Source organism: Ectopseudomonas khazarica, from assembly GCF_004521985.1.
In the GTDB taxonomy this organism is placed as follows: domain Bacteria; phylum Pseudomonadota; class Gammaproteobacteria; order Pseudomonadales; family Pseudomonadaceae; genus Aquipseudomonas; species Aquipseudomonas khazarica.
In genome coordinates, this window is record NZ_SBHZ01000007.1 from 36,624 (window position 1) to 58,289 (window position 21,666).

Annotated in this window: 21 protein-coding genes; 8 read left to right on the top strand and 13 right to left on the bottom strand. The window is 66.8% G+C overall.

Annotated elements, in window-relative coordinates; genetic code table 11:
• Positions 1-41 precede the first annotated feature (41 nt).
• Both EPK82_RS10625 and znuA read right to left on the bottom strand, forming a co-directional pair.
• Positions 42-1,295 (bottom strand): MFS transporter, encoded by a 1,254-nt coding sequence (locus tag EPK82_RS10625; RefSeq protein WP_134676546.1) that lies wholly within the window; start codon positions 1,293-1,295, stop codon positions 42-44.
• A gap of 267 nt (positions 1,296-1,562) precedes the next feature.
• On the bottom strand, positions 1,563-2,489 hold the full coding sequence (gene znuA, locus EPK82_RS10630; RefSeq protein ID WP_134676547.1) for a zinc ABC transporter substrate-binding protein ZnuA: 927 nt from the start codon (positions 2,487-2,489) through the stop codon (positions 1,563-1,565).
• Positions 2,490-2,755: 266 nt separating this feature from the next.
• On the opposite strand from znuA, the gene zur reads away from it, so the two are divergent.
• The 7 genes from zur to EPK82_RS10665 all read left to right on the top strand — a co-directional run bounded on the left by zur (position 2,756) and on the right by EPK82_RS10665 (position 8,463).
• Positions 2,756-3,241, top strand: a complete 486-nt coding sequence (zur, locus tag EPK82_RS10635; protein WP_037055519.1) for a zinc uptake transcriptional repressor Zur — start codon at positions 2,756-2,758, stop codon at positions 3,239-3,241.
• The gene (gene znuC / locus EPK82_RS10640) at positions 3,238-4,026 is read left to right on the top strand and encodes a zinc ABC transporter ATP-binding protein ZnuC (RefSeq protein WP_037055521.1); all 789 of its coding nucleotides are present in this window, start codon (positions 3,238-3,240) and stop codon (positions 4,024-4,026) included. Before zur ends, znuC begins: the two co-directional genes overlap by 4 nt.
• Positions 4,026-4,814 carry a zinc ABC transporter permease subunit ZnuB gene (znuB, locus tag EPK82_RS10645; protein ID WP_037055522.1) on the top strand — a complete coding sequence of 263 codons (789 nt, stop codon included), beginning with the start codon at positions 4,026-4,028 and terminating at the stop codon, positions 4,812-4,814. Before znuC ends, znuB begins: the two co-directional genes overlap by 1 nt.
• 117 nt (positions 4,815-4,931) lie before the next feature.
• Positions 4,932-5,771, top strand: a complete 840-nt coding sequence (locus tag EPK82_RS10650) for a PA5502 family lipoprotein (RefSeq protein ID WP_134676548.1) — start codon at positions 4,932-4,934, stop codon at positions 5,769-5,771.
• 181 nt (positions 5,772-5,952) lie between these two features.
• On the top strand, positions 5,953-6,960 hold the full coding sequence (locus EPK82_RS10655; RefSeq protein ID WP_134676549.1) for a methionine ABC transporter ATP-binding protein: 1,008 nt from the start codon (positions 5,953-5,955) through the stop codon (positions 6,958-6,960).
• On the top strand, positions 6,960-7,628 hold the full coding sequence (locus tag EPK82_RS10660) for a methionine ABC transporter permease (RefSeq protein ID WP_037055525.1): 669 nt from the start codon (positions 6,960-6,962) through the stop codon (positions 7,626-7,628). The genes EPK82_RS10655 and EPK82_RS10660 overlap by 1 nt, the downstream gene beginning before the upstream one ends.
• 64 nt (positions 7,629-7,692) lie before the next feature.
• The gene (locus tag EPK82_RS10665; RefSeq protein WP_037055526.1) at positions 7,693-8,463 is read left to right on the top strand and encodes a MetQ/NlpA family ABC transporter substrate-binding protein; all 771 of its coding nucleotides are present in this window, start codon (positions 7,693-7,695) and stop codon (positions 8,461-8,463) included.
• A 159-nt stretch (positions 8,464-8,622) separates the two neighbouring features.
• On the opposite strand, the gene EPK82_RS10670 is transcribed toward EPK82_RS10665, so the two are convergent.
• From EPK82_RS10670 to EPK82_RS10715, 10 genes are all read right to left on the bottom strand, one after another.
• The gene (locus EPK82_RS10670) at positions 8,623-9,018 is read right to left on the bottom strand and encodes a YbaN family protein (protein ID WP_134676550.1); all 396 of its coding nucleotides are present in this window, start codon (positions 9,016-9,018) and stop codon (positions 8,623-8,625) included.
• Positions 9,011-9,601 (bottom strand): biliverdin-producing heme oxygenase, encoded by a 591-nt coding sequence (locus EPK82_RS10675; protein ID WP_037055528.1) that lies wholly within the window; start codon positions 9,599-9,601, stop codon positions 9,011-9,013. Before EPK82_RS10675 ends, EPK82_RS10670 begins: the two co-directional genes overlap by 8 nt.
• A 52-nt stretch (positions 9,602-9,653) precedes the next feature.
• Entirely contained in the window at positions 9,654-10,973 is a 1,320-nt protein-coding gene (locus EPK82_RS10680) for a TolC family outer membrane protein (RefSeq protein WP_134676551.1), read from the bottom strand.
• 2 nt (positions 10,974-10,975) lie between these two features.
• Entirely contained in the window at positions 10,976-12,292 is a 1,317-nt protein-coding gene (locus tag EPK82_RS10685; RefSeq protein WP_134676552.1) for an HlyD family type I secretion periplasmic adaptor subunit, read from the bottom strand.
• Positions 12,289-14,046, bottom strand: coding sequence for a type I secretion system permease/ATPase (locus tag EPK82_RS10690; RefSeq protein WP_134676680.1), 1,758 nt, complete (start codon positions 14,044-14,046; stop codon positions 12,289-12,291). Before EPK82_RS10690 ends, EPK82_RS10685 begins: the two co-directional genes overlap by 4 nt.
• 166 nt (positions 14,047-14,212) lie before the next feature.
• Complete coding sequence (locus EPK82_RS10695) at positions 14,213-14,887, bottom strand: heme acquisition protein HasA (RefSeq protein WP_341870005.1); 675 nt, start codon at positions 14,885-14,887, stop codon at positions 14,213-14,215.
• 53 nt (positions 14,888-14,940) lie between these two features.
• Positions 14,941-17,658 carry a TonB-dependent receptor gene (locus EPK82_RS10700; protein ID WP_244229929.1) on the bottom strand — a complete coding sequence of 906 codons (2,718 nt, stop codon included), beginning with the start codon at positions 17,656-17,658 and terminating at the stop codon, positions 14,941-14,943.
• Between the two features lie 179 nt (positions 17,659-17,837).
• Positions 17,838-18,806: a FecR family protein gene (locus tag EPK82_RS10705; protein WP_134676682.1), complete on the bottom strand. Its 969-nt coding sequence runs from the start codon at positions 18,804-18,806 to the stop codon at positions 17,838-17,840.
• Between the two features lie 98 nt (positions 18,807-18,904).
• Positions 18,905-19,417, bottom strand: coding sequence for an RNA polymerase sigma factor (locus tag EPK82_RS10710; protein WP_037055535.1), 513 nt, complete (start codon positions 19,415-19,417; stop codon positions 18,905-18,907).
• A 61-nt stretch (positions 19,418-19,478) separates the two neighbouring features.
• Complete coding sequence (locus EPK82_RS10715) at positions 19,479-20,339, bottom strand: LysR substrate-binding domain-containing protein (protein WP_134676554.1); 861 nt, start codon at positions 20,337-20,339, stop codon at positions 19,479-19,481.
• Between the two features lie 108 nt (positions 20,340-20,447).
• Here EPK82_RS10715 and EPK82_RS10720 point away from each other — a divergent pair, with 108 nt between their 5' ends.
• Positions 20,448-20,873: a VOC family protein gene (locus tag EPK82_RS10720; protein WP_134676555.1), complete on the top strand. Its 426-nt coding sequence runs from the start codon at positions 20,448-20,450 to the stop codon at positions 20,871-20,873.
• Positions 20,874-20,911: 38 nt separating this feature from the next.
• Here the strand turns inward: EPK82_RS10720 and EPK82_RS10725 are convergent, their stop codons facing one another.
• Positions 20,912-21,577, bottom strand: a complete 666-nt coding sequence (locus EPK82_RS10725; RefSeq protein WP_134676556.1) for a hypothetical protein — start codon at positions 21,575-21,577, stop codon at positions 20,912-20,914.
• Positions 21,578-21,666: the final 89 nt, after the last annotated feature.

Sequence of the window (21,666 nt, forward strand, 5' to 3'; positions counted from 1 at the left end):
ATATCAAAACGTAAGCGAGCCTGTGACTGAAACTATGCCAACTAGTTCTGAACTTTCCGAGTCTGCTGGCGGGCAAGCGTGGATACCAGGAGCAAAACCAGCAATCCCAATCCGCCTGCGCCGACAAACAACCCCTCATACCCCACTCCCTTGGCCAACACGCCACTGCCGGCCCCGACGAAACCGGACAGCAGTACCTGCGCCGACGCCTGCAGGGTGAAGTCGGCGCCTTCGTGTTCGGGGCGGCACATGCGCATCATGGCAGCGAACAGGGCGACGGTGGACATGCCGTCGGCCACCTGCTCGAACAGGGTCACGGCATACACCAGCCCGGTGTTGGCGCCCTGCCCCACCAGCAAGGCCAGCGCAGCGATGCCGAGCGCCTGCAGGGCGCCGAACAGGATCAATGCCCGCAGCACGCCGATGCGGGCGTAGAGCAGGCCGCCGAGCAGGGCGCCACCGATGCCAGCCAGGCTGCCGATCAGGGTCAGCTGGCCCAGCTGGGCGGTACTCCAGCCCTGGTCCACCAGCATCGGTTTGATCATCGGCGAGCCGAGCGAGTCGCCCAGCTTGAAGGTCAGCACCACCGCCAGCCACAGCAGCATGCCGGGCTGTGCCAGCAGGCCGCGATAATGGTTCAACAGCAGACGCGGGCCGAGGGCGCTTTCTGCCAGGGCGGGCTGGAAAGGCAGGAGCCGACGCTCGGGAAACAGCAGGATCGGCACACTCATCAGCAGGACCAGCCCGGCCAGCAGGCCGAGCGCCAGGTTCCAGCCCAGCGGGTCGATCACCAGCAGCAGGCCGCTGCCGCTGACGATCATGCCGACCTTGTAGCCGCCCACCTGCAGGCTGTTGCCCAGGCCGCGCCAGCGCTCCGGCAGCAGGCGCACGGTCAGGCCGTCGGTGGCGACGTCCTGGGTAGCCGCCAGCAGGTTGATCAGCACGAGCAGGCCGAGCAACAGCCACAGGCCGGAGCCGAACAGGGTCTGCGGCGCGAGCAGCGCCAGCGCGGCCAGGCAGGCCACGACAGCGCTCTGCAGTGGCAGGATCCAGCCACGATGGTGGCCGAGGCGGGGTGAAGCCAGCCGGTCGACCCAGGGCGCCCACAGCACCTTGAGCAGCCAGGGCAACGCCAGCAGCTTGAGCAGGCCGATCAGCGCCAGGTCGACACCATGCTGACGCAACAGCACCGGCAGCGAGTGGGCGATCAGCCCGGAGGGCAGGCCCTGCGCGCAATACAGCGACGCCAGCAGCACCAGCGTGGCATTGGAAGGGCGAGGGGCGGATGGCGACATGGCAGGCGCTCGCGGCAAAAGCGCAAGCCTAGTGGTTTGCGCCTGCGAGCGGCAACGCAGCGGTGGTTACAGTTCGTAGCGCGGGCGTCGCGGCTGAAGCCCCTCCCACAACAGCCTTGCCAGCCCGCAGCCCGGAGGCAATCCGGGGCGTCGCTCGCGCAAGCCCCGGCGGATCTTCCTGTGCGTAGGGTGGATGACGCCTTTTTCATCCACCATCAAGGGCTCGGGCCGGCGTTTATCCGGTAGAGCGCTGCAGCGCGCTCCACCCTACAGGCTGTTCAGGCACTCGCTCAGGCCGTTGGCCAGGTTTTCCAGCAGCAGTGGGTAGGCCGTGGCATCGACCGGCAAGGTGCCGCCCAGTGCATCCAGCTCGGCCAGTCTGACCGGCAGGCCGGCGGTGAGGGTTTCCGCCAGGCGCGGGCGCAGCGGTGGCTCGCTGAACACGCAACTGGGCCCCGCAGCCTGCAGACGCTCGCGCATCGCCGCGACATGCCGCGCCCCTGGCTGCACTTCGGTCAGCACGCTGAATACGCCGGCATGCTTGAGGCCATACGCTGCCTCGAAATAGTCGAAGGCCTCGTGGAAGACGAAATAGGGCTTGCCCTGCAGCGCCGCCAGTTGCGGACGAATGCGCCCGTCGAGCGCATCCAGGCGCTGTTCGAATGCCTGCAGATTGGCGGCATAGCGCGCCGCATTGGCCGCGTCCAGCGCGCTCAGGTCGGCTGCCATGCGCGCCGCGATTACCCTGGCATTGACCGGTGACAGCCACAGATGGGCATCCAGGCTGCCCGGACGGTGGTCGTGGTCATGCCCGAGGTCCTCATCGGCGTGATCCTCCCCGTGCCCAGCATGCTCCTCGTGGCTGTCGCCGAAGTGACGCAGGGCCATGCCTGGCAGATCCTGCACGGCCACCTGCGGTTTCTGGCGATTGTTCAGCACGCGCGGCAGGAAATTCTCCAGGTCCGCGCCCACCCAGTAGAGCAGATCGGCATCGCGCACCCGGCGCACGTCGGAAGGACGCAACGCGTAGTGGTGCGGCGAGGCGCCGGACGGCAGCAGCACCTCGGGCGCGCCAACGCCATCCTGCACGGCCGCTGCGATCAATTGCAGCGGTTTGATGCTGGTCAGGACACGCACCTCGGCCTGGGCGCTGGCGACGAAGAACAGGGCGATAAGACAGATAAGACGCGACACGGGACATACTCGGATTGGATGGGTGGACATCTCTGCAAACCTGAGCGCGGTAGCCAGCGCAAGGCGCAAGACCAACGGACGTATCAGCCAAAGGCTGGCCCGAAGGCTGAGCGCCAGCGAATCCGGCAGGCGAGAAGATGCAGTTTACCTGCGGTAAATGAGCATCCTGGGCCTGTTTTCAACGCAGCAATGGCAACGCAGGTGGTTTTTAGAGACGCACTGAGCGAGTAATATAATAACGTCTCCTACCAGCGCCGTCCTTGCCCATGACCGACACGCCACTGGCCTCGCGCCCCCATGATCACTCCCGCTGCGTCAGTCATGCCCTGGCTGAGGCCGAAGCCATCTGTGCCCGCCAGGGCCTGCGCCTCACCACCCTGCGCAAGCGCGTGCTGGAGCTGGTATGGGCCAGCCACAAGCCTCTCGGCGCCTACGACATCCTCGGCGTACTCAGCGAGGAAGATGGCCGCCGTGCCGCGCCGCCTACCGTTTATCGCGCGCTGGATTTCCTCCTGGAGAACGGCCTGGTGCATCGCATTGCGTCGCTCAACGCCTTCGTCGGCTGCAGCCATCCTGAGCATGCCCACCAGGGCCAGTTCCTGATCTGCCGGGTGTGCCATGCCGCGACCGAGCTGGAACAGCCGGCCATCAGCCAGGCGATCGTCGACGGCGCCGCAGGCGTCGGTTTCGCGGTGGAAAGCCAGACCGTGGAAGTGGTCGGCCTCTGCGCCGGCTGCAAGGACGAACGATGAGCGACGCGCTGATCCAGCTGCAGGGCGTGGCCGTCGGTTTCAACGGCCAGGCCGTGCTGGACGACGTTCAGCTCAGCGTTAGACCTGGCGAGATCGTCACCCTGATCGGCCCCAACGGCGCCGGCAAGACCACCCTGGTGCGCGTCGTGCTCGGCCTTCTGCAGCCGGACCGGGGCAAGGTCCGCCGTGCGCCACGCCTGCGCATCGGCTACATGCCGCAGAAGCTGCATGTCGATGCCACCCTGCCGCTGTCAGTGCTGCGTTTCCTGCGCCTGGTGCCGGGGGTGGACCGCAAGCGCGCCCTCGCGGCGCTGGCCGAGGTCGGCGCCGAACAGGTGATCGACAGCCCGCTGCAGAGCATCTCCGGCGGCGAGATGCAGCGCGTGCTGCTGGCCCGGGCGCTGCTGCGCGAGCCACAGCTGCTGGTGCTCGACGAGCCCGTGCAGGGTGTCGACGTGGCCGGCCAGGCCGAGCTGTACCGGCTGATCTCGCAGCTGCGTGAACGCTATGGCTGTGGCGTGCTGATGGTCTCGCACGACCTGCACCTGGTGATGAGCGCCACCGACCAGGTGGTCTGCCTCAACCGTCACGTATGCTGCTCCGGGCACCCGGAACAGGTCAGTGGCGACCCGGCCTTCATCGAACTGTTCGGCCAGGACGCCAAGAGCCTGGCCGTCTACCACCACCATCACGACCATGATCACGACCTGCATGGCGGCGTGGTCAAGGCGGGCCTGACCATCCATGGCCCGGCTCACGTTCACGGTCCAGGTTGCAAACACTGATGCCCGATTTCCTCCTCAACGCCCTGCTCGCCGGCCTGGCGCTGGCCCTGGTGGCCGGCCCGCTTGGCTCCTTCGTGGTCTGGCGGCGCATGGCCTACTTTGGCGACACCCTGTCCCATGCCGCCCTGCTCGGCGTGGCGCTGGGCCTGATGCTCGACGTCAGCCCGACCCTGACGGTGACCGTCGGCTGCGTGCTGCTGGCCGTGCTGCTGGTCACCCTGCAACAGCGCCAGCCACTGGCCTCCGACACCCTGCTCGGCATCCTCGCCCACAGCACCCTGTCGCTGGGCCTGGTGGCGCTGAGCTTCATGCATGACGTGCGTATCGACCTGATGAGCTACCTGTTCGGCGACCTGCTGGCGGTCAGCCACAGCGACCTGGCCTGGATCGTCGGCGGCAGCGCACTGGTGCTGGCGCTGCTGGCCTGGCTGTGGCGCCCCCTGCTGGCGATTACCGTGCACGAAGAGCTGGCGCGCGTCGAAGGCCTGCCGGTGGCGGCGATTCGCCTGGCCCTGATGCTGCTGATCGCGGTGGTGATCGCCGTGGCGATGAAGGTCGTCGGCGTCCTGCTGATCACCTCGCTGCTGATCATTCCCGCCGCCGCCGCCCAGCGTCATGCGCGCACGCCGGAACAGATGGCCATCGGCGCCAGCCTGCTCGGCCTGCTGGCGGTGTGCTGCGGCCTGACGCTGTCCTGGTACCAGGACACGCCAGCCGGGCCGTCCATCGTGGTCAGCGCTGCCGGACTGTTCCTGGCCAGCTTCGCCCTGCCCAAGCGCAACGGATGATGGCGCGCGCCGCGTAAGCAGAGCGCCATCCGGGGGAACGGTATAGCGAGCGGCGTGAAATCGGCACCGCAAACCTGTATGATTGCGCGTTTTTTGCACAACTCGAGACGCGTAGTCATGAAGTCGTTCGCTTTTCGTGGTCTTCCCCTGGTTCTGGTTCTGCTGCTGGCCGGCTGCCAGAACACGCCATCGCACAACGTGCTGCCGGTCGATGAACTGGTCAGCGCCTTCCGCCAGCTTGACGTGAGCCTGGCCGAGGAGCGGCTCGACGACGCGCGCAGCCAGCTCGATGCCCTGCAGCGTCGCGCCAGCGGTGACACGCGCCTGGAGCAATACCAGCGCCAGTTGGCCGATGCCTACATGGAACAGGGCCGCGAGGCGCTGCAACAGGGTGATCTGGATCGCGCCGCGCAGGCGCTGGGCCAGGCACGCAGCCTGCTGCCGCAGGCACCGTCGCTGAGCCATGACCTGAACCAGGCCATCGACCGCGCACGAGAGGCCCGCCAGAACGCCGCCGAACAGCAGGCGCGGGAGGCGGCGGCCAGGCTCGATGCGCAGCGTCAGGAACAGCTGCGCCAGCAGCGCCTGACGGCCGAGCGTCAGCTCAAGGCCGCCGCCGCTGCAGTCACCGAACCTGCCGTGGAGCCGGTCGTCGAGCGCGCACCCAAGGCACGCCTGATCGACCTCGACGCCACCACCAGCAGCGTCGCCCTGCCTATGCTGGACAACCAGGACAACGAAAACCTGCGCCGCCTGCTCGACAGCGTCGCAGCCGATGTCGTGACCTTTCACTGTGCGGTGCGCATCGAAGTACGCGAGGCCAAGGACTATCCCTGGGTCGCGGCGCTGCTCTCGGCACGGATCAAGAAGCTAGACCCGACCTTCCGCCCGCGACTGAGCCAGAAGATCGTGCCGCAGCAGGTGCCGCGTCTGCTGTTGAGCCCGCAGCGCAAGTAGTGCCGCACGCCGGCTTCTGCGCTGCAGGTAATGCCATTTTGTAATAACCATAGGCCAACAAAGATTTTCTCGGCCTAAACACCGCCGGGTAAACTAGCGCCCTTTTGCGCCCACCCGGCGCCCGACGGCCGGCTCGACAACCCCGTAGCCCGCCCTTGAACACACCCAAAAGGTCGTTCGTGTGATCCAGTTTCAATCCGTCCACAAGGCTTACCGCGTCGCGGGCCGCGAGATTCCGGCGTTGCAGCCCACCACGCTGCAGATCGGACGCGGCCAGGTGTTCGGCATCATCGGCCACTCCGGCGCCGGCAAGAGCACCCTGCTGCGCCTGATCAACCGCCTCGAGGAGCCCACCGGCGGGCGCATCGAGATCGACGATGTCGACGTCACTGCGCTCGACGCCAATGGCCTGCGCCGCTTCCGCCAGCAGGTCGGGATGATTTTCCAGCACTTCAACCTGCTGTCCTCGAAGACCGTCGCCGACAACATCGCCATGCCGCTGCGCCTGGCCGGCGAGCTGAGCCGTGCCGAGATCGATGCCCGTGTTGCCGAACTGCTGGCCCGCGTCGGCCTGCAGGAGCATGCGAAGAAATACCCGGCGCAGCTCTCCGGCGGGCAGAAGCAGCGCGTCGGCATCGCCCGCGCGCTGAGCACCCGGCCGAAGATCCTGCTGTGCGACGAAGCCACCAGCGCCCTCGACCCGCAGACCACCACCGCCGTGCTGCACCTGCTGGCCGAAATCAACCGCGAGCTGGGCCTGACCATCGTGCTGATCACCCATGAAATGGACGTGATTCGCCGCGTCTGCGACCGCGTGGCGGTGATGGATGCCGGCGTCATCGTCGAAGAAGGCCCGGTGGCCGAGGTGTTCCTGCACCCGCAGCACTCGACCACACGGCGCTTCGTACAGGAGTCCGAGCATGTCGACGAGGCCGAACAGCGCGATGACTTCGCCCATGTCGAAGGCCGCATCCTGCGCCTGACCTTCCAGGGCGACGCCACCTACGCGCCACTGCTGGGCACCGTGGCCCGCGAGACCGGGGTGGACTACAGCATCCTCGCCGGGCGCATCGACCGCATCAAGGACACCCCCTACGGCCAGCTCACCCTGGCCCTGACCGGTGGCGACATCGACGCCGCGCTGGCGCGCTTCGCAGCCGCCGATGTGCATCTGGAGGTACTGCGCTGATGCTCGAACAACTGCTGCCCAACGTCTTCTGGCCGGAAATCTGGCAGGCCAGTATCGACACCCTGAACATGCTGCTCGGCTCGATGCTGTTCACCGTGCTGCTCGGCCTGCCGCTCGGCGTGCTGCTGTTCCTCACTGGCCCGCGCCAGCTGTTCGAGCAGAAGGCCCTGTATGGCGTGCTGTCGCTGGTGGTCAACGTCCTGCGCTCGGTGCCCTTCGTCATCCTGCTGATCCTGATGCTGCCCGTCACCGAGCTGGTGGTCGGCACCTCGCTGGGGGTCGCCGGGGCCATCCCGCCACTGGTGGTCGGCGCCACGCCGTTCTTCGCCCGCCTGGTGGAAACCGCGCTGCGCGAAGTGGAGCGCGGCATCATCGAGGCGACCCAGGCCATGGGCGCCAGCACCTGGCAGATCATCACCCGCGCGCTGCTGCCCGAGGCCCTACCCGGCCTGCTCGCCGCCACCACCGTCACCGCGATCACCCTGGTCGGCTACACCGCCATGAGCGGCCTGGTCGGCGGCGGCGGCCTGGGTGACCTGGCCGTGCGCTACGGCTACCAGCGCTACCAGCCCGACGTGATGGCCGTGACCGTGGTACTGCTGCTGATTCTGGTGCAGGTGCTGCAGATGGTCGGTGACCGCCTGGTGGTGCACTTTTCTCGCAAGTAATGATGAAAAGCGGCGACTCGCCACCCGCGAGACCCGCGCCAACCTTCCCAAAAGGAACCTCGAAATGAAGAAACTGCTGACTGCCCTGGCTGCCTGCGCGGCCTTCTCGGCCCAGGCCGAAACCCTCAACGTCGCCGCCACCCCGGTGCCGCACGCGGAGATCCTCGAGTTCGTCAAACCGGCGCTGGCCAAAGAAGGTGTGGAGCTGAAGGTGCGGGTGTTCACCGACTACGTGCAGCCCAACCTGCAGGTGCAGCAGGGCAACCTGGACGCCAACTTCTTCCAGCACCAGCCGTACCTGGACGAGTTCAATGCCAGCCGCAAGACCGATCTGGTCAGCGTCGCCGGCGTGCACGTAGAGCCCTTCGGCGCCTACTCCAGCAAGATCAAGAATCTGAGCGAACTGCCGCAGGGCGCCACCGTGGCCATCCCCAACGACGCCACCAACGGCGGCCGTGCCCTGCTGCTGCTGCAGAAGGCCGGTGTGATCAAGCTCAAGGCGGACGCCGGCATCCTCGCCACGCCGAAGGACATCGTCGAGAACCCGAAGGCGATCAAGGTGCGTGAACTGGAAGCGGCCACCCTGCCGCGCGTGCTGAGCCAGGTCGACCTCGCCCTGATCAACACCAACTACGCCCTGGAAGCCAAGCTGAACCCGACCCAGGACGCCCTGGCCATCGAAGGCAGCGACTCGCCGTACGTCAACATCCTGGTGACCCGCGCCGACAACAAGGACGCCGAGGCCGTGCAGAAGCTGGTCAAGGCCCTGCACAGCGCCGAGGTCAAGCAGTTCATCGAAGAGAAGTACAAGGGCGCTGTCGTACCGGCGTTCTGATCGCTGATCGTACCCGTCGTACCCGATGCCGCGTGGCCGTCCAGCCACGCGGCATTTTTATTGGGGTCAGCAGAAGGGGGGACGCCGTACCAGCGGCGTAGCCCGGATGAAATCCGGGGCCCTTCTCGCCGCCAACCCGAAGTGCACCTGGGCTACTCGCTAGGCAGCCCTGGGCTTCTCCGGGCGGGTCCAGATGAACAGCGCGCCGCAACTCATGCCGGCCGCAGCGAACAGCACCGAAGGCCGGTGCTCGACCGTCAGGATCATGATCCCCAGCGCTACCAGCATGCTCAGGCTGGCCAGCCACTTGGTGCGCCGGGCGACCAGGCCGCCGTTCTTCCAGTCGCGCAACAGCGGGCCGAACACCCGATGGTTCTCCAGCCAGGCGGCCAGGCGCGGCGAGCTGCGCGAGGCCGCCCACGCCGCCAGCAGGACGAACTCGGTGGTCGGCAGCCCCGGCAGGATCACCCCGAGCATGGCCATGCCGATGCTCAGGTAGGCCAGCAGCAGCCACAGCCAGCGCTGCCAGCCGGGCTGCAAGCTGGCGTCAGGCAAAGCAGCGCTCCAGGTGCTCGGTGAAGCGTTCGAAGGCCGCAATCGCCGCCACTTCGGCCTGGCGTTCCTGCTCGGCGTCCAGTTCGATGCTGTCGAGCACCGCCGTGAAAGCCTTCCAGCCCTGCGCCCGGCCGCCTTCCGGTTCGGCCAGGTGACGGGCGCCGAAGGTCTCGCTCAGACCCAGCGCCGGCATGCGCTTGAGCAGAAAGGCCGCACCGAGCTTGGAGCCTTCGGAAACGAACAGCCAGGCCAGCGCCTCGCCGGTGCCCATGGCCTGGCCACGAATGCGCTCATCGCCCTGCGGCAGGTCACGTTGCAGGTCGGCGAGATCCAGCCTGGCCTGCTCGACACGGCAGCGCTGCGGCAGGTCGGCGATCAGCCGGGTCAGCTCGGGATCGCTGTAGAGCGCCTGCAGGTCGCGCTGGAACAGGTACTGCGCCGCCACGAAATGAGCGAAACGCTCCGGGCTGGCGAACGGATCATGACTCTTGACCAGCTGATCGAGGCGGCTGTGCGGCTCGTGGGTGATGGCGTTGAGACGCTGCGAGCGCAGCGGGTGGGAAAGTTGCGAAGGTGCGGTCATGGCGGTAGCCCTGAATGGTTCGGTTAGGTAAAGACGAATCAGTCGGTTTCATTCAGTAATCGGCGTCGACGAAATAGCCGGCCAGGCGCTCCAGGTCGGCGGCGGCCAGCACGCCGCTCAACTGGCGCAGTTGCAACCAGGCGCGCAGGTAGCCATGACGCGCTTCGGCCAGGTCGCGCCGGGCGCCATACAGCTGCTGTTCGGCGTCCAGCACATCGAGGTTTACCCGCTCGCCACCGGCCACGCTCTTGCGCGTGGCCTCGACCAGGGTCTGCGCAGACGCCACGGCCAGCCGGTAGGCGCGCAACCGCGCCTGCGCGCTGCTGCACAGGTTGAATTGCTGACGCAGGCGCGTCAGCACGTCGGCACGCTGCGCATCCAATTCGAAGCCGGCCTGCAGGTGAGCCGCCGTCGCCTGGCGGGTCGCCGCCGACACGCCGCCACCGGCGAACAGCGGCAAGCTGACCTGGATGCCGATGCTGTCGGTGTCGTACTTCTGGTTGTAGCTGCTCTCCGAGTCGGAGCTGGTCAGACGGTTGCTGGCCACCAGGCTCAGGGTCGGCAGGTGCCCGGCACGCTGCCTGTCGATCGTTCTTGCGGCCACCTCGACGGCCTGGCGCTGCGCCGCCAGTTCGGCATTGCCGGCGATGGCCAGATCGCGCCAGGCCTCGAAGCGCGCCGGTTGCAGCGGTTGCACGGTGAAGTCGTCGGCCAGTGGCAGCAGATCGGCACGGTCCAGAGGCTCGCCGACGATGCTCTCCAGCGTGCGCAAGGCGACATCGAGGTCATCCCGCGCCTGGATCAGCTCGGCCTCGGCCAGGGCCAGGCGCGCCTCGGTTTCCAGTTCATCGGTCCGGGTGCCCTCGCCGGCCTGGAGCAGGTGTCGATTGAGGCGCAGGCGCTCGACCAGTGCACGGCGCTGGGCGCGCGCCAGCTGGATGCGCTCGTCGCTGAGCTGTGCCTGGCTGTAGGCTTCGAACAGGCGCACCGCCAGCTCCTGGCTGCGTGCACGGAAGCGCTCATCGGCCAGCAGGGCGCGCGCCACGCCCTGGCGATAGTCGGCCCAGGCGGCGTAGTCGAACAACGGCTGCTGCAGACTCAGCACCGAGGCGTAGCTGCGATAGTCGCGGTCGACGCGCTGCCCACCCGCACTCACCTCCGATTCGTTGCGCTGGTTGCTGTAGCTCCACGACAACCTGGGCAGCAGCCCGGCACGACCGACCGCGCGTTCCTCCAGGCCGGCGTCACGCTCGGCGATGGCCGCCTGGAAGCTCGGGTCGTTGCGCAGCGCCAGGGCGTAGGCATCGAGCAGCGCCAGGGCCTGCACCGGCAGCGCCAGGCAGGACAGCAGCAGGAAACAGATCACGCGCATGCTCAGTCTTCCGCCAGGGCCAGGTGGGTACGATCGAGCAGCGGCTTGAACAGGTAGTTGAGCAACGAGCGCTCGCCCGTGCGTACGAAGGCTTCCACCGGCATGCCGGGACGGATGCGCAGGCCGCCGAGCTGCTGCATGCCTGCGTCATCCACGCGGATGCGCACGGCGTAGTAGGCATCGCCGCTGCGCTCGTCCTCCAGGCGATCGGCCGAGACCAGTTGCACCGTGCCCGGCACCCGTGGCGTGGTGCTCTGCTCGAAGGCGCTGAACAGCAGCTCCACCGGCAGGCCGGCGTGGACCTTGTCCACCAGCGCCGGGCTCAGCCGGCCCTCGACCAGCAGTGGCTGATGCTCAGGGACGATCTCCATCAGCGCCTGCCCCGGCGCCACCACGCCACCCTCGGTGAACACGCTGAGGCCCACCACCTGGCCCGCCGCCGGCGCACGCAGCACCAGCTGCTGCAGTTCGACCTCCAGGCCCGCCAGGCGATGACGCAGTTCTTCGCTGCGAACCTGCGCCTCGGCCAGCTGACTGCGGACCTGCTCCTGGAAGGCTTCGCGGCGCTGGCCGGCGCGCAGGCGCAACTCGGCGATCTGCCGCTGCAACTGGCCGATACGGCCGCTGTCGTCCGCCACCAGCCCGAGCAGCTCGGCACGCTGGCGCTCGACATCGAGCAGGCGATTGCGCGGGATGTACTGCTCGGCAGCCAGCTCGCGCAGGCCCAGCAGTTGTTCGTCGAGTACCTGCAACTGCGCCTGCTTGCTGCTGCGCAGCGCGCGCAGGCCACCCAGCTGCGCTTCGCTGCCGGCGAGGTTCTGCGCCAGCCCCTCGAGCTCCAGGCGCAGCGCCTGCTGGCGGCTGGCGAACAGCTGCCGTTGTAATTCCAGGCTGGCACTGACCAGCGCATCATCACCGCGCGCCAGCAGCCAGGGATCGAAGTCGATGTGCTCGGCCGCGTCACGCTCGGCGGCCAGGCGGTCGGCACTGGCGCGACTGCCGATCAGCTGCGCGCGCAATGCCTCGGCCTGGGCCCGCAATGCCTGGTCGTCCAGCTCCAGCAGCGCCTGGCCGGCCTGCACCGAGTCGCCGTCGCGGGCCAGGATGCGCCGCACCGTACCGCCGACGGGGTGCTGCACCGCCTGGCGATTGCCGCTGACCATCACCGTGCCACTGACCGGCACGCCGCGATCCAGCGGCGCCAGCGCGGCCCAGGCGAGGAAGCCGCCGAAGCCGACCAGCAACAGCCACCAGCCCAGGCGAGTCGGTGCCCCGGCATCGACCGCATGCAACCCCTGCACAGGAGCCGGGGCACTCATTGCTGGCCTCCCGGCTGGGCGCCGTAGCTGATGCTCAGCGCCGGCGCGACCCGCCGCACCGGGGCGGTCTGCGCGGCGGAACGGGCGCTCTGCTGCAGATCCTGCAACACCCGTGCGGCCGGGCCGAAGGCCTGCATCTGCCCGGCGCGCAGCACCAGCAACTGATCGGCGCCCTTGAGCAACGCCTGGCGATGACTGACCAGCACCAGCGTGCGCCCCTGCTCGCGCAGGCGATCGAGCGCAGCCAGCAGCGACTGCTCGCCGGCCTCGTCGAGGTTGGCGTCGGGTTCGTCGAGGACGATCAGCGCCGGCAGGCCGTAAACCGCCCGGGCCAGGCCGATGCGTTGCTTCTGCCCACCAGACAGCCCGGCGCCACCTTCGCCCAGGCGTGTGTCGTAACCCTGCGGCAGGCGCAGGATCAGTTCGTGCACGCCGGCCATCTGCGCGGCAGCGATCACCTTGTCCGCCTCGACCTCGGTGAAGCGGGCGATGTTCTCGGCGATGCTGCCGGCGAACAGCTGCACGTCCTGCGGCAGGTAGCCGAGGTACGGGCCAAGCGCCTGCTTGTCCCATTGCTGCAGGTCGGCGCCGTCCAGACGCACCTTGCCCGCCAGCGGCACCTGCGCCGCCACCAGCAGGCGCGCCAGGCTGGATTTGCCGCAACCGGACGGCCCCAGCACGACCAGACGCTGGCCCGGCTCCAGGGCGAAGCTGACCCCCGCCAGCACCGGCGTGCGCGCCCCCGGCGCACAGGCCGACAGCTGCTCCACGCGCAGCTCGCCACGCGGCGCCGGCAGGCTCATGCCGCTGGCACGCGGCGGCTGCGCCTGGAGCAGGTCACGCAGGCGCTGGTAGGCCTGCTGCGCACCGCTCCACTGCTTCCAGGCGCCGATCAGCTGATCCAGCGGACCGAGCACGCGGCCGCTGAGGATGGAGCCGGCGATCATCATCCCCGGCGTGATCTGCCCATCCACGGCGAGCAACGCGCCCAGGCCGAGCATCAGCGATTGCAGGGCCAGGCGCACGCCCTTCGAGGCCGCGGCAAAGACCGAACCCTGCTCGCTGGCGCGATTCTGCAACTGCAGAAAGCGCCCGTGCTCGGCCTGCCAGCGCTGGCGCAGGCGCGTCAGCATGCCCATGGCTTCGGTGGCTTCGGCGTTGCGCAGATGGGCACTGGCCGCCTGGGTCGAATGGATCGCCAGTTGCCCGGCCTCGGCCAGGGGCGCACGGGTCAGCCACTGGTTGGCCCAGCTCAGCACCAGCAACAGCGCGGCACCGCCCAGCGCCAGCCAGCCGAGCCAGGGATGGAAGAGAAACAGCACCACCAGATAGAGCGGGAACCAGGGCGCATCGAACAGGGCGAACAGCGCATTGCCGGTGGCGAACTGGCGCAGGCTGGTCAGATCGTTCAGCGGCTGCGCGCTGCTGCCGCGCGCGACCCGCAGGCTGGCATCGAAGGTGGCGTCGTAGACGCGACCGCCCAGCTGCTGGTCGACCTGCGCGCCGAGACGGATCACCACCAGGCTGCGCACCCATTCCAGCAGGCCCATGAAGGCATACAGGCCGAGCACCATCAGCGTCAGCATGGCCAGGGTCATGTGGTTGCCCGAGGCCAGCACGCGGTCGTAGACCTGCAGCATGTACAACGCCGGGGCCAGCATCAGCAGGTTGATCACCGCGCTGAACGCGCCGATGCTGACGAAGCCACGCCGGCAGGACGCCAGCGCGGCGAGGATTTCATTGGAGGGTTGCATGCCTTCGAGCCCCAGGAACGCCGCCTGCCGTGATTGACGCAGCAGGCCGCGCTTGTCGAGAATTCGTGCGACCACCGTGGCGCGAGTTGTTCAGGCCAGCACCACGGCGGTCGTTGCCGGCGGCCGGGAGAGCGATCTCCCCGCCGCCTTTTTCATCTCCGCCCGATCAGGCCGCCAGGGCCAGGTCGTCGGCCAGCTCCGGTACGCCAACCGTTTCGGCCGAGCCAGTGCTCAGCGGACCGGCTGCCAGGGCAGCGGCGACCACGTCGAAGGTGTCGTCGGTGGAGACGCCGTAAGCGGCGAACAGATCGTCCAGGACCGACTCCAGAGGCGCGGTGTCGCCCTGCATCAGGCCGAAGATCGTTTCGTGTACTTCGTTGCCGACGCGGCCGGCGCCGAATGCAGCGGACAGGTCCAGCCCGCTGAAGGTGACCACGTAGTTGCTCAGGCTGAAGTCGCTGCCCCAACCACCACCGAGCACCTCACCCAGCGAGATATTGTCCAACTGCCCCCATAAGTAGTGGTTTGCATTATCACTTGGATGCAGAAAGGTGTCGTATACATAATGCAAGCCATCGCTGGCATTACTGCTAGCTACAAAAGCGTAATCCGAGCCAAGAGACCCAATAGCTGCATATTGATCACCCTCAAGCAGACCATTTCCACCGTTAAAACCTCCAGTATTGGTATATCCGTGGCCACCAGTATCAAAACCTGTCGCCCAAAAAGCCAAGTAGTCACTAATGGTGGAGCTACCGAAAATCGGGTCATAGGTAACGGAAACGCTCATGACAAATCCTCTTGTACATGGAGTGATGGACGCTGGTGCCTGGGGCACCATCGCCTTTGCCCAAAACGGGCAAAGCCTTGCCCCGGCCCCCTGGCCGGAGCCGTTCAGAAGCGGTACTCGAGCATCCCGGTGAGGGTGCGGCCACGTGCCAGGGACAGGTTGTTGGCATCACCCATGGCGACGAAGTAGGCCTGGTCGGTGACGTTTTCCATCGACAGCGCCAGGTTCAGACTGCTGGTCATCCAGTAGCTGGCGTAAAGGTCATAAACCTCGTATTGCGGCCAGAGCGCCTGGTCGATCTGCGCATAGGTGTGGTTGGTGAGGTTTTCGCCATTGCCGGCGCTGTAACGCAGGCGCGCGCCTACGTCCAGACGCTGGTCGAGAAAGCGCATGCCCAGGGTCAGCGAGCCGCGGTCAGCTGGCATATAGGACGCGTTGCCCATGATCTGGCTACAGGTGACCAGATCGTTCAGCGCGTCATTGGGCTGCGCCTCGTAGAGCGGGAGCTGCACCGGAATCTGAATCGGCCCGACCTGAATGAAACCGGGCACAGTACCTATCTGTACACGCTCTAGCGCGCCCCCCATGTAGAACTCCTTCGAGCAGAAGTCGTTGCTGCCGATCATGTGGGTGTAGCTGAGGCGACCGTAGTAGCTGCCAGCGTCGTAATCGAGGTTGTACTCGACACCGCGAAAGCGGGTTTGCTCCTGGTTGTTCTGATAGGCCGAGCGCCCAAGGCCGATACCGCCAACCGTACGGCCCGGTACGCTGACGTTGATATCCATGAAGGAAAAGTTGTCGATACGGGTATCGAAGTAGGCCACCTTGATGCCCAGACGATCGCCATCACGCAACAGGGACTCTTTGAATACATTGAAACCCACTTCCCAGTTGTGAGAGCGCTCCGCCTCGAGGAAGGGATTGGGATATACCTGTTCCGAGCCACCTCCACCATGGGGACGGCCAGACATGAAAGCCTCGGTCACCGCCGGCGGACGCCAGCCCTTGCCCCAGCGCGTATAGAGCTGCAGCCAGTCCAGCCCCGGCTTGATCGCGACACCCAAGGTCGGCGAGAAGCGTCCTTCCTCACGATCCACGTCGAATACCAGCGAGCGCTCGACATTGTTGCTGACAGTGAACTGACCATCGGGCAGCATCCACACCGTCAGCCCGGTATCGCCCTCGAGGCGATAGCGGTCGTAGCGCAACCCGGCATCGACAGTCAGCCAGCCGTCGTAATCGTAGAGCACCTGGCCGAACAGACTGGCCATGGTGCGCTCGCCCTCGGGTGTAGCCCCTTTGATATAGGGATAGGCCGTCTCATAGGTCGATGGTGTGCGTGTGGTTTCGGGGGAGAAGGTGTCGCGGAACGCTTCACTGCCATAGGTGACGGCGAACTGGTGCGCGTCCCCCAGGTAGAAGCGCGAGGTGTTCTGCAACTGCAGGCCCCAGGTATCGGTGCGGTAGCTGTCCGTATAGTCCGGGTACCAGTTGCCGCTGTTCTGGCTGGCCGTACTGGCGGCATTCCAGCGGTCCTGGCGGGTGCTGACGTAGTAGAGCTTGGCCTTGAAGTCGATCAGGTCGTCGTCAGGGTTGTAGCTGTAGTCCAGGGCGGTGTTGCGGGCGATCACATCGCTCTTGCCATTGCGACGGTAGTAAATGCTCCGCCCATCGCTGTTGCGGTAGACCCATGCATCCTTGCTGTCGGTGTCGTACTCCATGTAGCTCAGTTGCAGACGCTGATCTGCTGGCAGATTCAGGCCCAACTTGAACAGGCGTGAGCGGGTCACGCTGTCCATTTCACCGACCTCCGAGTTCAGCCAATTCTCCCAGGCAGTTGGATAGAATTGGCGCAGGTTTATCTGGGTGCCCAGGTTGTCCTTGTCATTGGTGCCGGCGCGGTAATCACCGAAGTGACGCTCACTGACGCCAAGCAGGACATCGCCGAGCTCGTTGCCGAAGGCGAACAGGGCACTGCCGTTGAAATAGGTACCATTGCCCAGTTCGCCGATGCCATGGCCGGCGCGCAGGCGTCCACCGAACTCCTTGCCTTCACCGAGGAATTCGCGTGCATCGACCGTGCTGAACGAGGCGATCCCGCCCAGCACACCGGCGCCGCCCATGCCCGCGCTGGTGCCCTTGTCGATCTCCACGCTGGAGATCAGCTCGGGGTCGATGAACATCACGCCGTTGCGTTGCTGATGGCCGTTGACGCTGAAGTTCTGGCGCATGCCGTCGATGTTCATGTTCACCCTGCCGTAGTCCTGCACGCCACGGATATTCACCGAGAGGCCCGGATCGCGCTGGCTGACTGCGGTGTAGACGCCGGAGGTTTCTTCCAGCATGTCGGCGGCATGACGCGGCGGACGGCTGTCGATCTGCTGCCGGTCGATCACCGCGACCGAGCGTGGCTGCAGGTAGGTTTCCTGGCGCTGACTGAGCTGGCGCCCCTGCACCGTGGTCGACTGCAGCTGCAGCGTCTGTTCATCGCGCAGCGCACGGCGGGTCAGGGTGACCTGACGCAGGCCGTCGAAGCGGTAATCCACCGGCGCACTGCCGAGCAGGCGACGCAGCGCCTCGTCGAGCGGGTAGCGCCCGCTCAGCGCGGTACTGGCGAAGCCCTGCAGGCGTGCGCTGTCGAAGAACACCTGCACCCCCGCCTGCTCGGCGAAGGCCAGGGCAGCGCGGTCCAGCGGTTGCGCGGGGATGTCGAATGCCATCACCTCGTGCTGGGTCGAGCGCGCCTCGGCCACGGCTTCGGCCGCCAGCGCGGCGCCGTTCAAGGCCAGGGCCACGCCCAGCGCGACACCACTGAGCAACACGGATGAAGGATGACGGAGAGCAGGTGATGCTGCAGAACGACGACGACTCACGACTAACCCCAGGGCTTTCTTTATTGATAATGAAAATCACTACCAACAAAGACGCGCAACCCGGAGAAACTCAGTAAGGAAATCGTGAAAATTTTTCTGCCGGACCTGTCGGAGCGCCTCGCTGCGCCTCAGTAGATCAGGCTGATGCCCAGCATTTCTGCCCGCTGCAGGTGCATTTCCCGCGCCAGGGTGGCCAGGGCATCGTCGAGTGCGTCCAGGCGGAAAACCCCGCTCACCTCGCGCTGTGCCAGCGCCTCGCTGCCGAGGAGAATGTGTCCGCTGCGATAGCGGTTGAGCTGTTCGACCACTTGCGCCAGCGGCACGCGGTCGAACACCAGCAAGCCACGCTGCCAGCTGGTGACACGCTGCAGGTCGAGCGCCACGTCGCTGATGCCCGAGGCGTCGTAATGCACGCTGTCCCCTTCTTCCAGACGCTGCTGCTGGCCGCCGGCACTGACCTGCACGGCGTGCTCCAGCACACCGACCAGAGCGCCTTCGTCAGCCTCGCGCCGCACCAGGAAGCGCGTGCCCAGGGCGCGTGCCGTCCCGCCGGACGCCTCGACGACGAACGGCCGATCCGCCTGCGGCGCCACCTGGAATATGGCGGCACCGGCCAGCAGCTCCACCCGCCGCCGGGTCGCGGAGTAGTCCAGGCGGATGGCACTGGCACTGTCGAGGATCACCTCGCTGCCATCGGCCAATGTCAGGCTGCGCACCTCGCCGCTGGCGGTGCGATGGTCGGCCATGAGCGGCAGCAACAGGCGGTCGCGCTGGCTCAGCCCCAGGCCACCGAGCAGCAGCGCCAGGCAGGCCGCCGCGCCCCAACGCCGCAGGCGCGCCTTGCGCACGGGATGCTGGGGCCTGGCAGAGGCTACTGGCGGCGCCCGATGCTGCCGGGGCCTGTCGACCGGCAGACCCGCCAGGGCCGCCCAGGTACGCTGGGCGAACGCCAGCGCCTCGGCATGCCGGACATCGGCCTGCAACCAATGCTGCAGCGCCTCGGCCCGGGCGTCGTCGAGTGCATCGTCAGCGAGCAGCACCGCCCATTCGGCGGCGGCCTCACGGATGCTCCGCTGCTGCGGATCTTGGCTAATCACGCTCACTCTGGATTCTCGTTATAGGTCGCTGCGGAGCGGGCGGCTGATACCCGTTTCAAGTAATGACGTGCGACGCGGGGTTTTACCGTAAACCATCGTCATGCCTGTTCGTCCACCTCGAGCACGCGCTCCATCACATGCGCCAGGGCGCGTGCCAGGTGCTTCTGCACCGAACTGTCGGAGATCTCCAGCTGACGCGCCACCTGGGCGTGGGTCAGGCCCTCGATGCGGTTGAGGCGAAAGATCTCCTGAGTCCGCGCCGGCAGCTCGGCGACGGCCTCCTGCAGGCGCTCGATACGCTGGCGCGCGGCGGTGATGTCGTCCAGCGAGCTGCCTTCGGCCTCGATTTCATGCAACAGGTCATCACCGAGCAGGTCGGTCCTGCGCCGAATCTGCTGGCGCTGGTGGTCGATCAGCAGGTTGCTGGCCGTACGGTAGAGGTAGGCCGGCGAATTGTCGATGCGCTCGCCGCCGCTCTGCTCGGCCAGACGCAGAAAGCTCTCCTGAGTGAGATCGGCGGCCAGTTGCGGGTCGCGACTCTTGCGCAGCAGAAAGCTGTGCAGGGTCTTGGCGTGCTTCTGGAACAGGCCTTTGAGATCCAAGTCCGACAATCGTGCATCCCTGGTCTTGGGCGATAGGAAAGCGGCATCTTATTTTTATTGAGAAGCATTTTCAATTTATCGACTCGAGGCAGCTCAGCAGACAGTCCAGTGCCGGCTGGCGCTGTGCCCGGCGCAACAAGGCGACCAGTTCGCGGTGGAAGGTCAACGCGCCCAGCTCGATCACCCGCAGGCGGGTCGGGCGCTGCAGCCACAGGCCGGCACGCGGCACCAGCGACACCCCCATGCCGTTTTCCACCAGGCGCACGATGGCTTCCAGTTCGTCCAGCTCCAGCGCCTCATGCACCGTCAGGCGTTGCTCTCGCAGGAAGCGGCTGACCTGGCGGCCGCCGAACGAGGTCCGGTCGTAACGCACGAACGGTTGCTCGGCCAGCAGCCGCAGCGGGTCATCCCCCTCGACGTGCAAAGGGGCGACGAGCACGAAAGGTTCGCGCGCCAGCGGCACTTCGAGAATCTCCTTGGGCAAGGCGAACGGCGGCCTGATCAGCAAGGCCAGGTCCAGCTCGCCGGCATCGAGCTGACTGAACAGCTGTAGCGAGACACCCGGCACCAGCTTCAGCTCGACCCGTGGCGCCAGCTGGCGAAAACGCGGCAGCGCCTCGGCCAGCAGGCCGGTCTGCAGGGTGGCGATGGCGCCGACGCGCAACTCGCCGACACAGTCGCCAGCCCCTGGCGGCAGGGCCATCTGCCCGTACAGGGCGAGCATCTGCTCGGCCAACGGCAAGGCATGCCGGCCGGCGGCATTGAGCACCGCACTGCGGCCGCTGCGGTCGAACAGGCGCACGCCGAGCTGCTGTTCGAGCACACGCATCTGGGCGCTGACCGCCGACTGGGTGAGGCCGACCTGCTGGCCGGCCGCGGCGAAGGTACCCAGGCGGGCGACGGTGACGAAGGTTTTCAGCTCACGCAGCACGGCGGCCCCTATCGATCAAAAATATTTGAGCTTGTGAGCAAGAATATTCGCTTTCGATCAATTCTGCTGTTGGTAGGCTGGAGCAAAAACCAACAGAGGTACTCCGTGATGGCCCTTGCTCCCTTTCACCTGGCAATTCCCGTATACGACCTGGCCGCCGCACGGCATTTCTATGGCGAGGTGTTCGGCTGCGCCGAGGGCCGCAGCAGCGAGCACTGGGTGGACTTCGACTTCTTCGGCCACCAGCTGGTCATCCACCAGGCGCCGAAGATGGCCTACCAGGAGTCGGCGGTGAGCAACCCGGTGGATGGCCACGACGTACCGGTGCCGCACTTCGGCGTGGTGCTCGGCTGGGCCGACTGGGAAGCGCTGGCCGAGCGCCTGCGCAGCCGCAGCACCCGCTTCGTCATCGAGCCCTACGTGCGCTTCGCGGGGCAGGTCGGCGAGCAGGCCACGATGTTCCTCCTCGACCCGTGCGGCAACGCCCTGGAGTTCAAGGCGTTCAAGGACATCGGCCAGCTGTTCGCGCGCTAGGTCCGGCGCCGCCGCCAACCGCCCGGCTCGGCGCGCGCCTAGGGCAGCTCGGCTACAGGCTGCGCGGGCTCGGGCAACAGCTCGCGCAGCGCCGCGTTGGCCTGCAGCAACAGCGGCAGCAGTGGCTCCAGCACGGCTGGCGCAAGATGGGCGCAGATATCGGCCTGGCGTGGCAGCGGCAGGCCGCTGAGCACGCGAGCGGAAAGCGCCACGTTGGCATCGGCGGCGGCCGCGTCGGTGAGCTTGCACAGGTAGCTGGTGGAGAAGCTGCGCAGGCTCTGCACGATGAGCTCGATGTCGACGATATGACGGGCGATCTGCAGCACCTGGTCGGCGTCGTGGATACCGTAGATCAGCACCTTCACCTGCCTGGGCGACAGGCATTCGGCATAGCGCGCCGCGGTGGCGAAGGCCCCGATCACGCACAACCGCCGGGCCACCTCCAGGTGCAGGCTGTCGGGCAGGCTGAGGTAGGTATCGAGGATGCTGCGCGGATCGAGGTGCGTGGTGACCTCGGCAAGGAACTCGATGGGCAGCGTCATGATCAGTTCGCGCAACTGCGCCGGCGGCATGTGCGGCGACAGTTGCGCGGCCTGTTCGGCGCCCAGCTGCTGCACCAGCGCCGCTTTCACCGCCACCGGCGCCATGCGCTGCGAAGCCAGCAGCAGGCGTTGGGACAGGCTCAGGTTGGGGGCTTTGGCCATCGGGTCCTCCTTGTCGTGAGCGAGGCCCGCAGCATCGCGCAGCGGCACGCGGGGCGCAGCCATCTTTGCGCCGGTCACGCCCGCAGCGT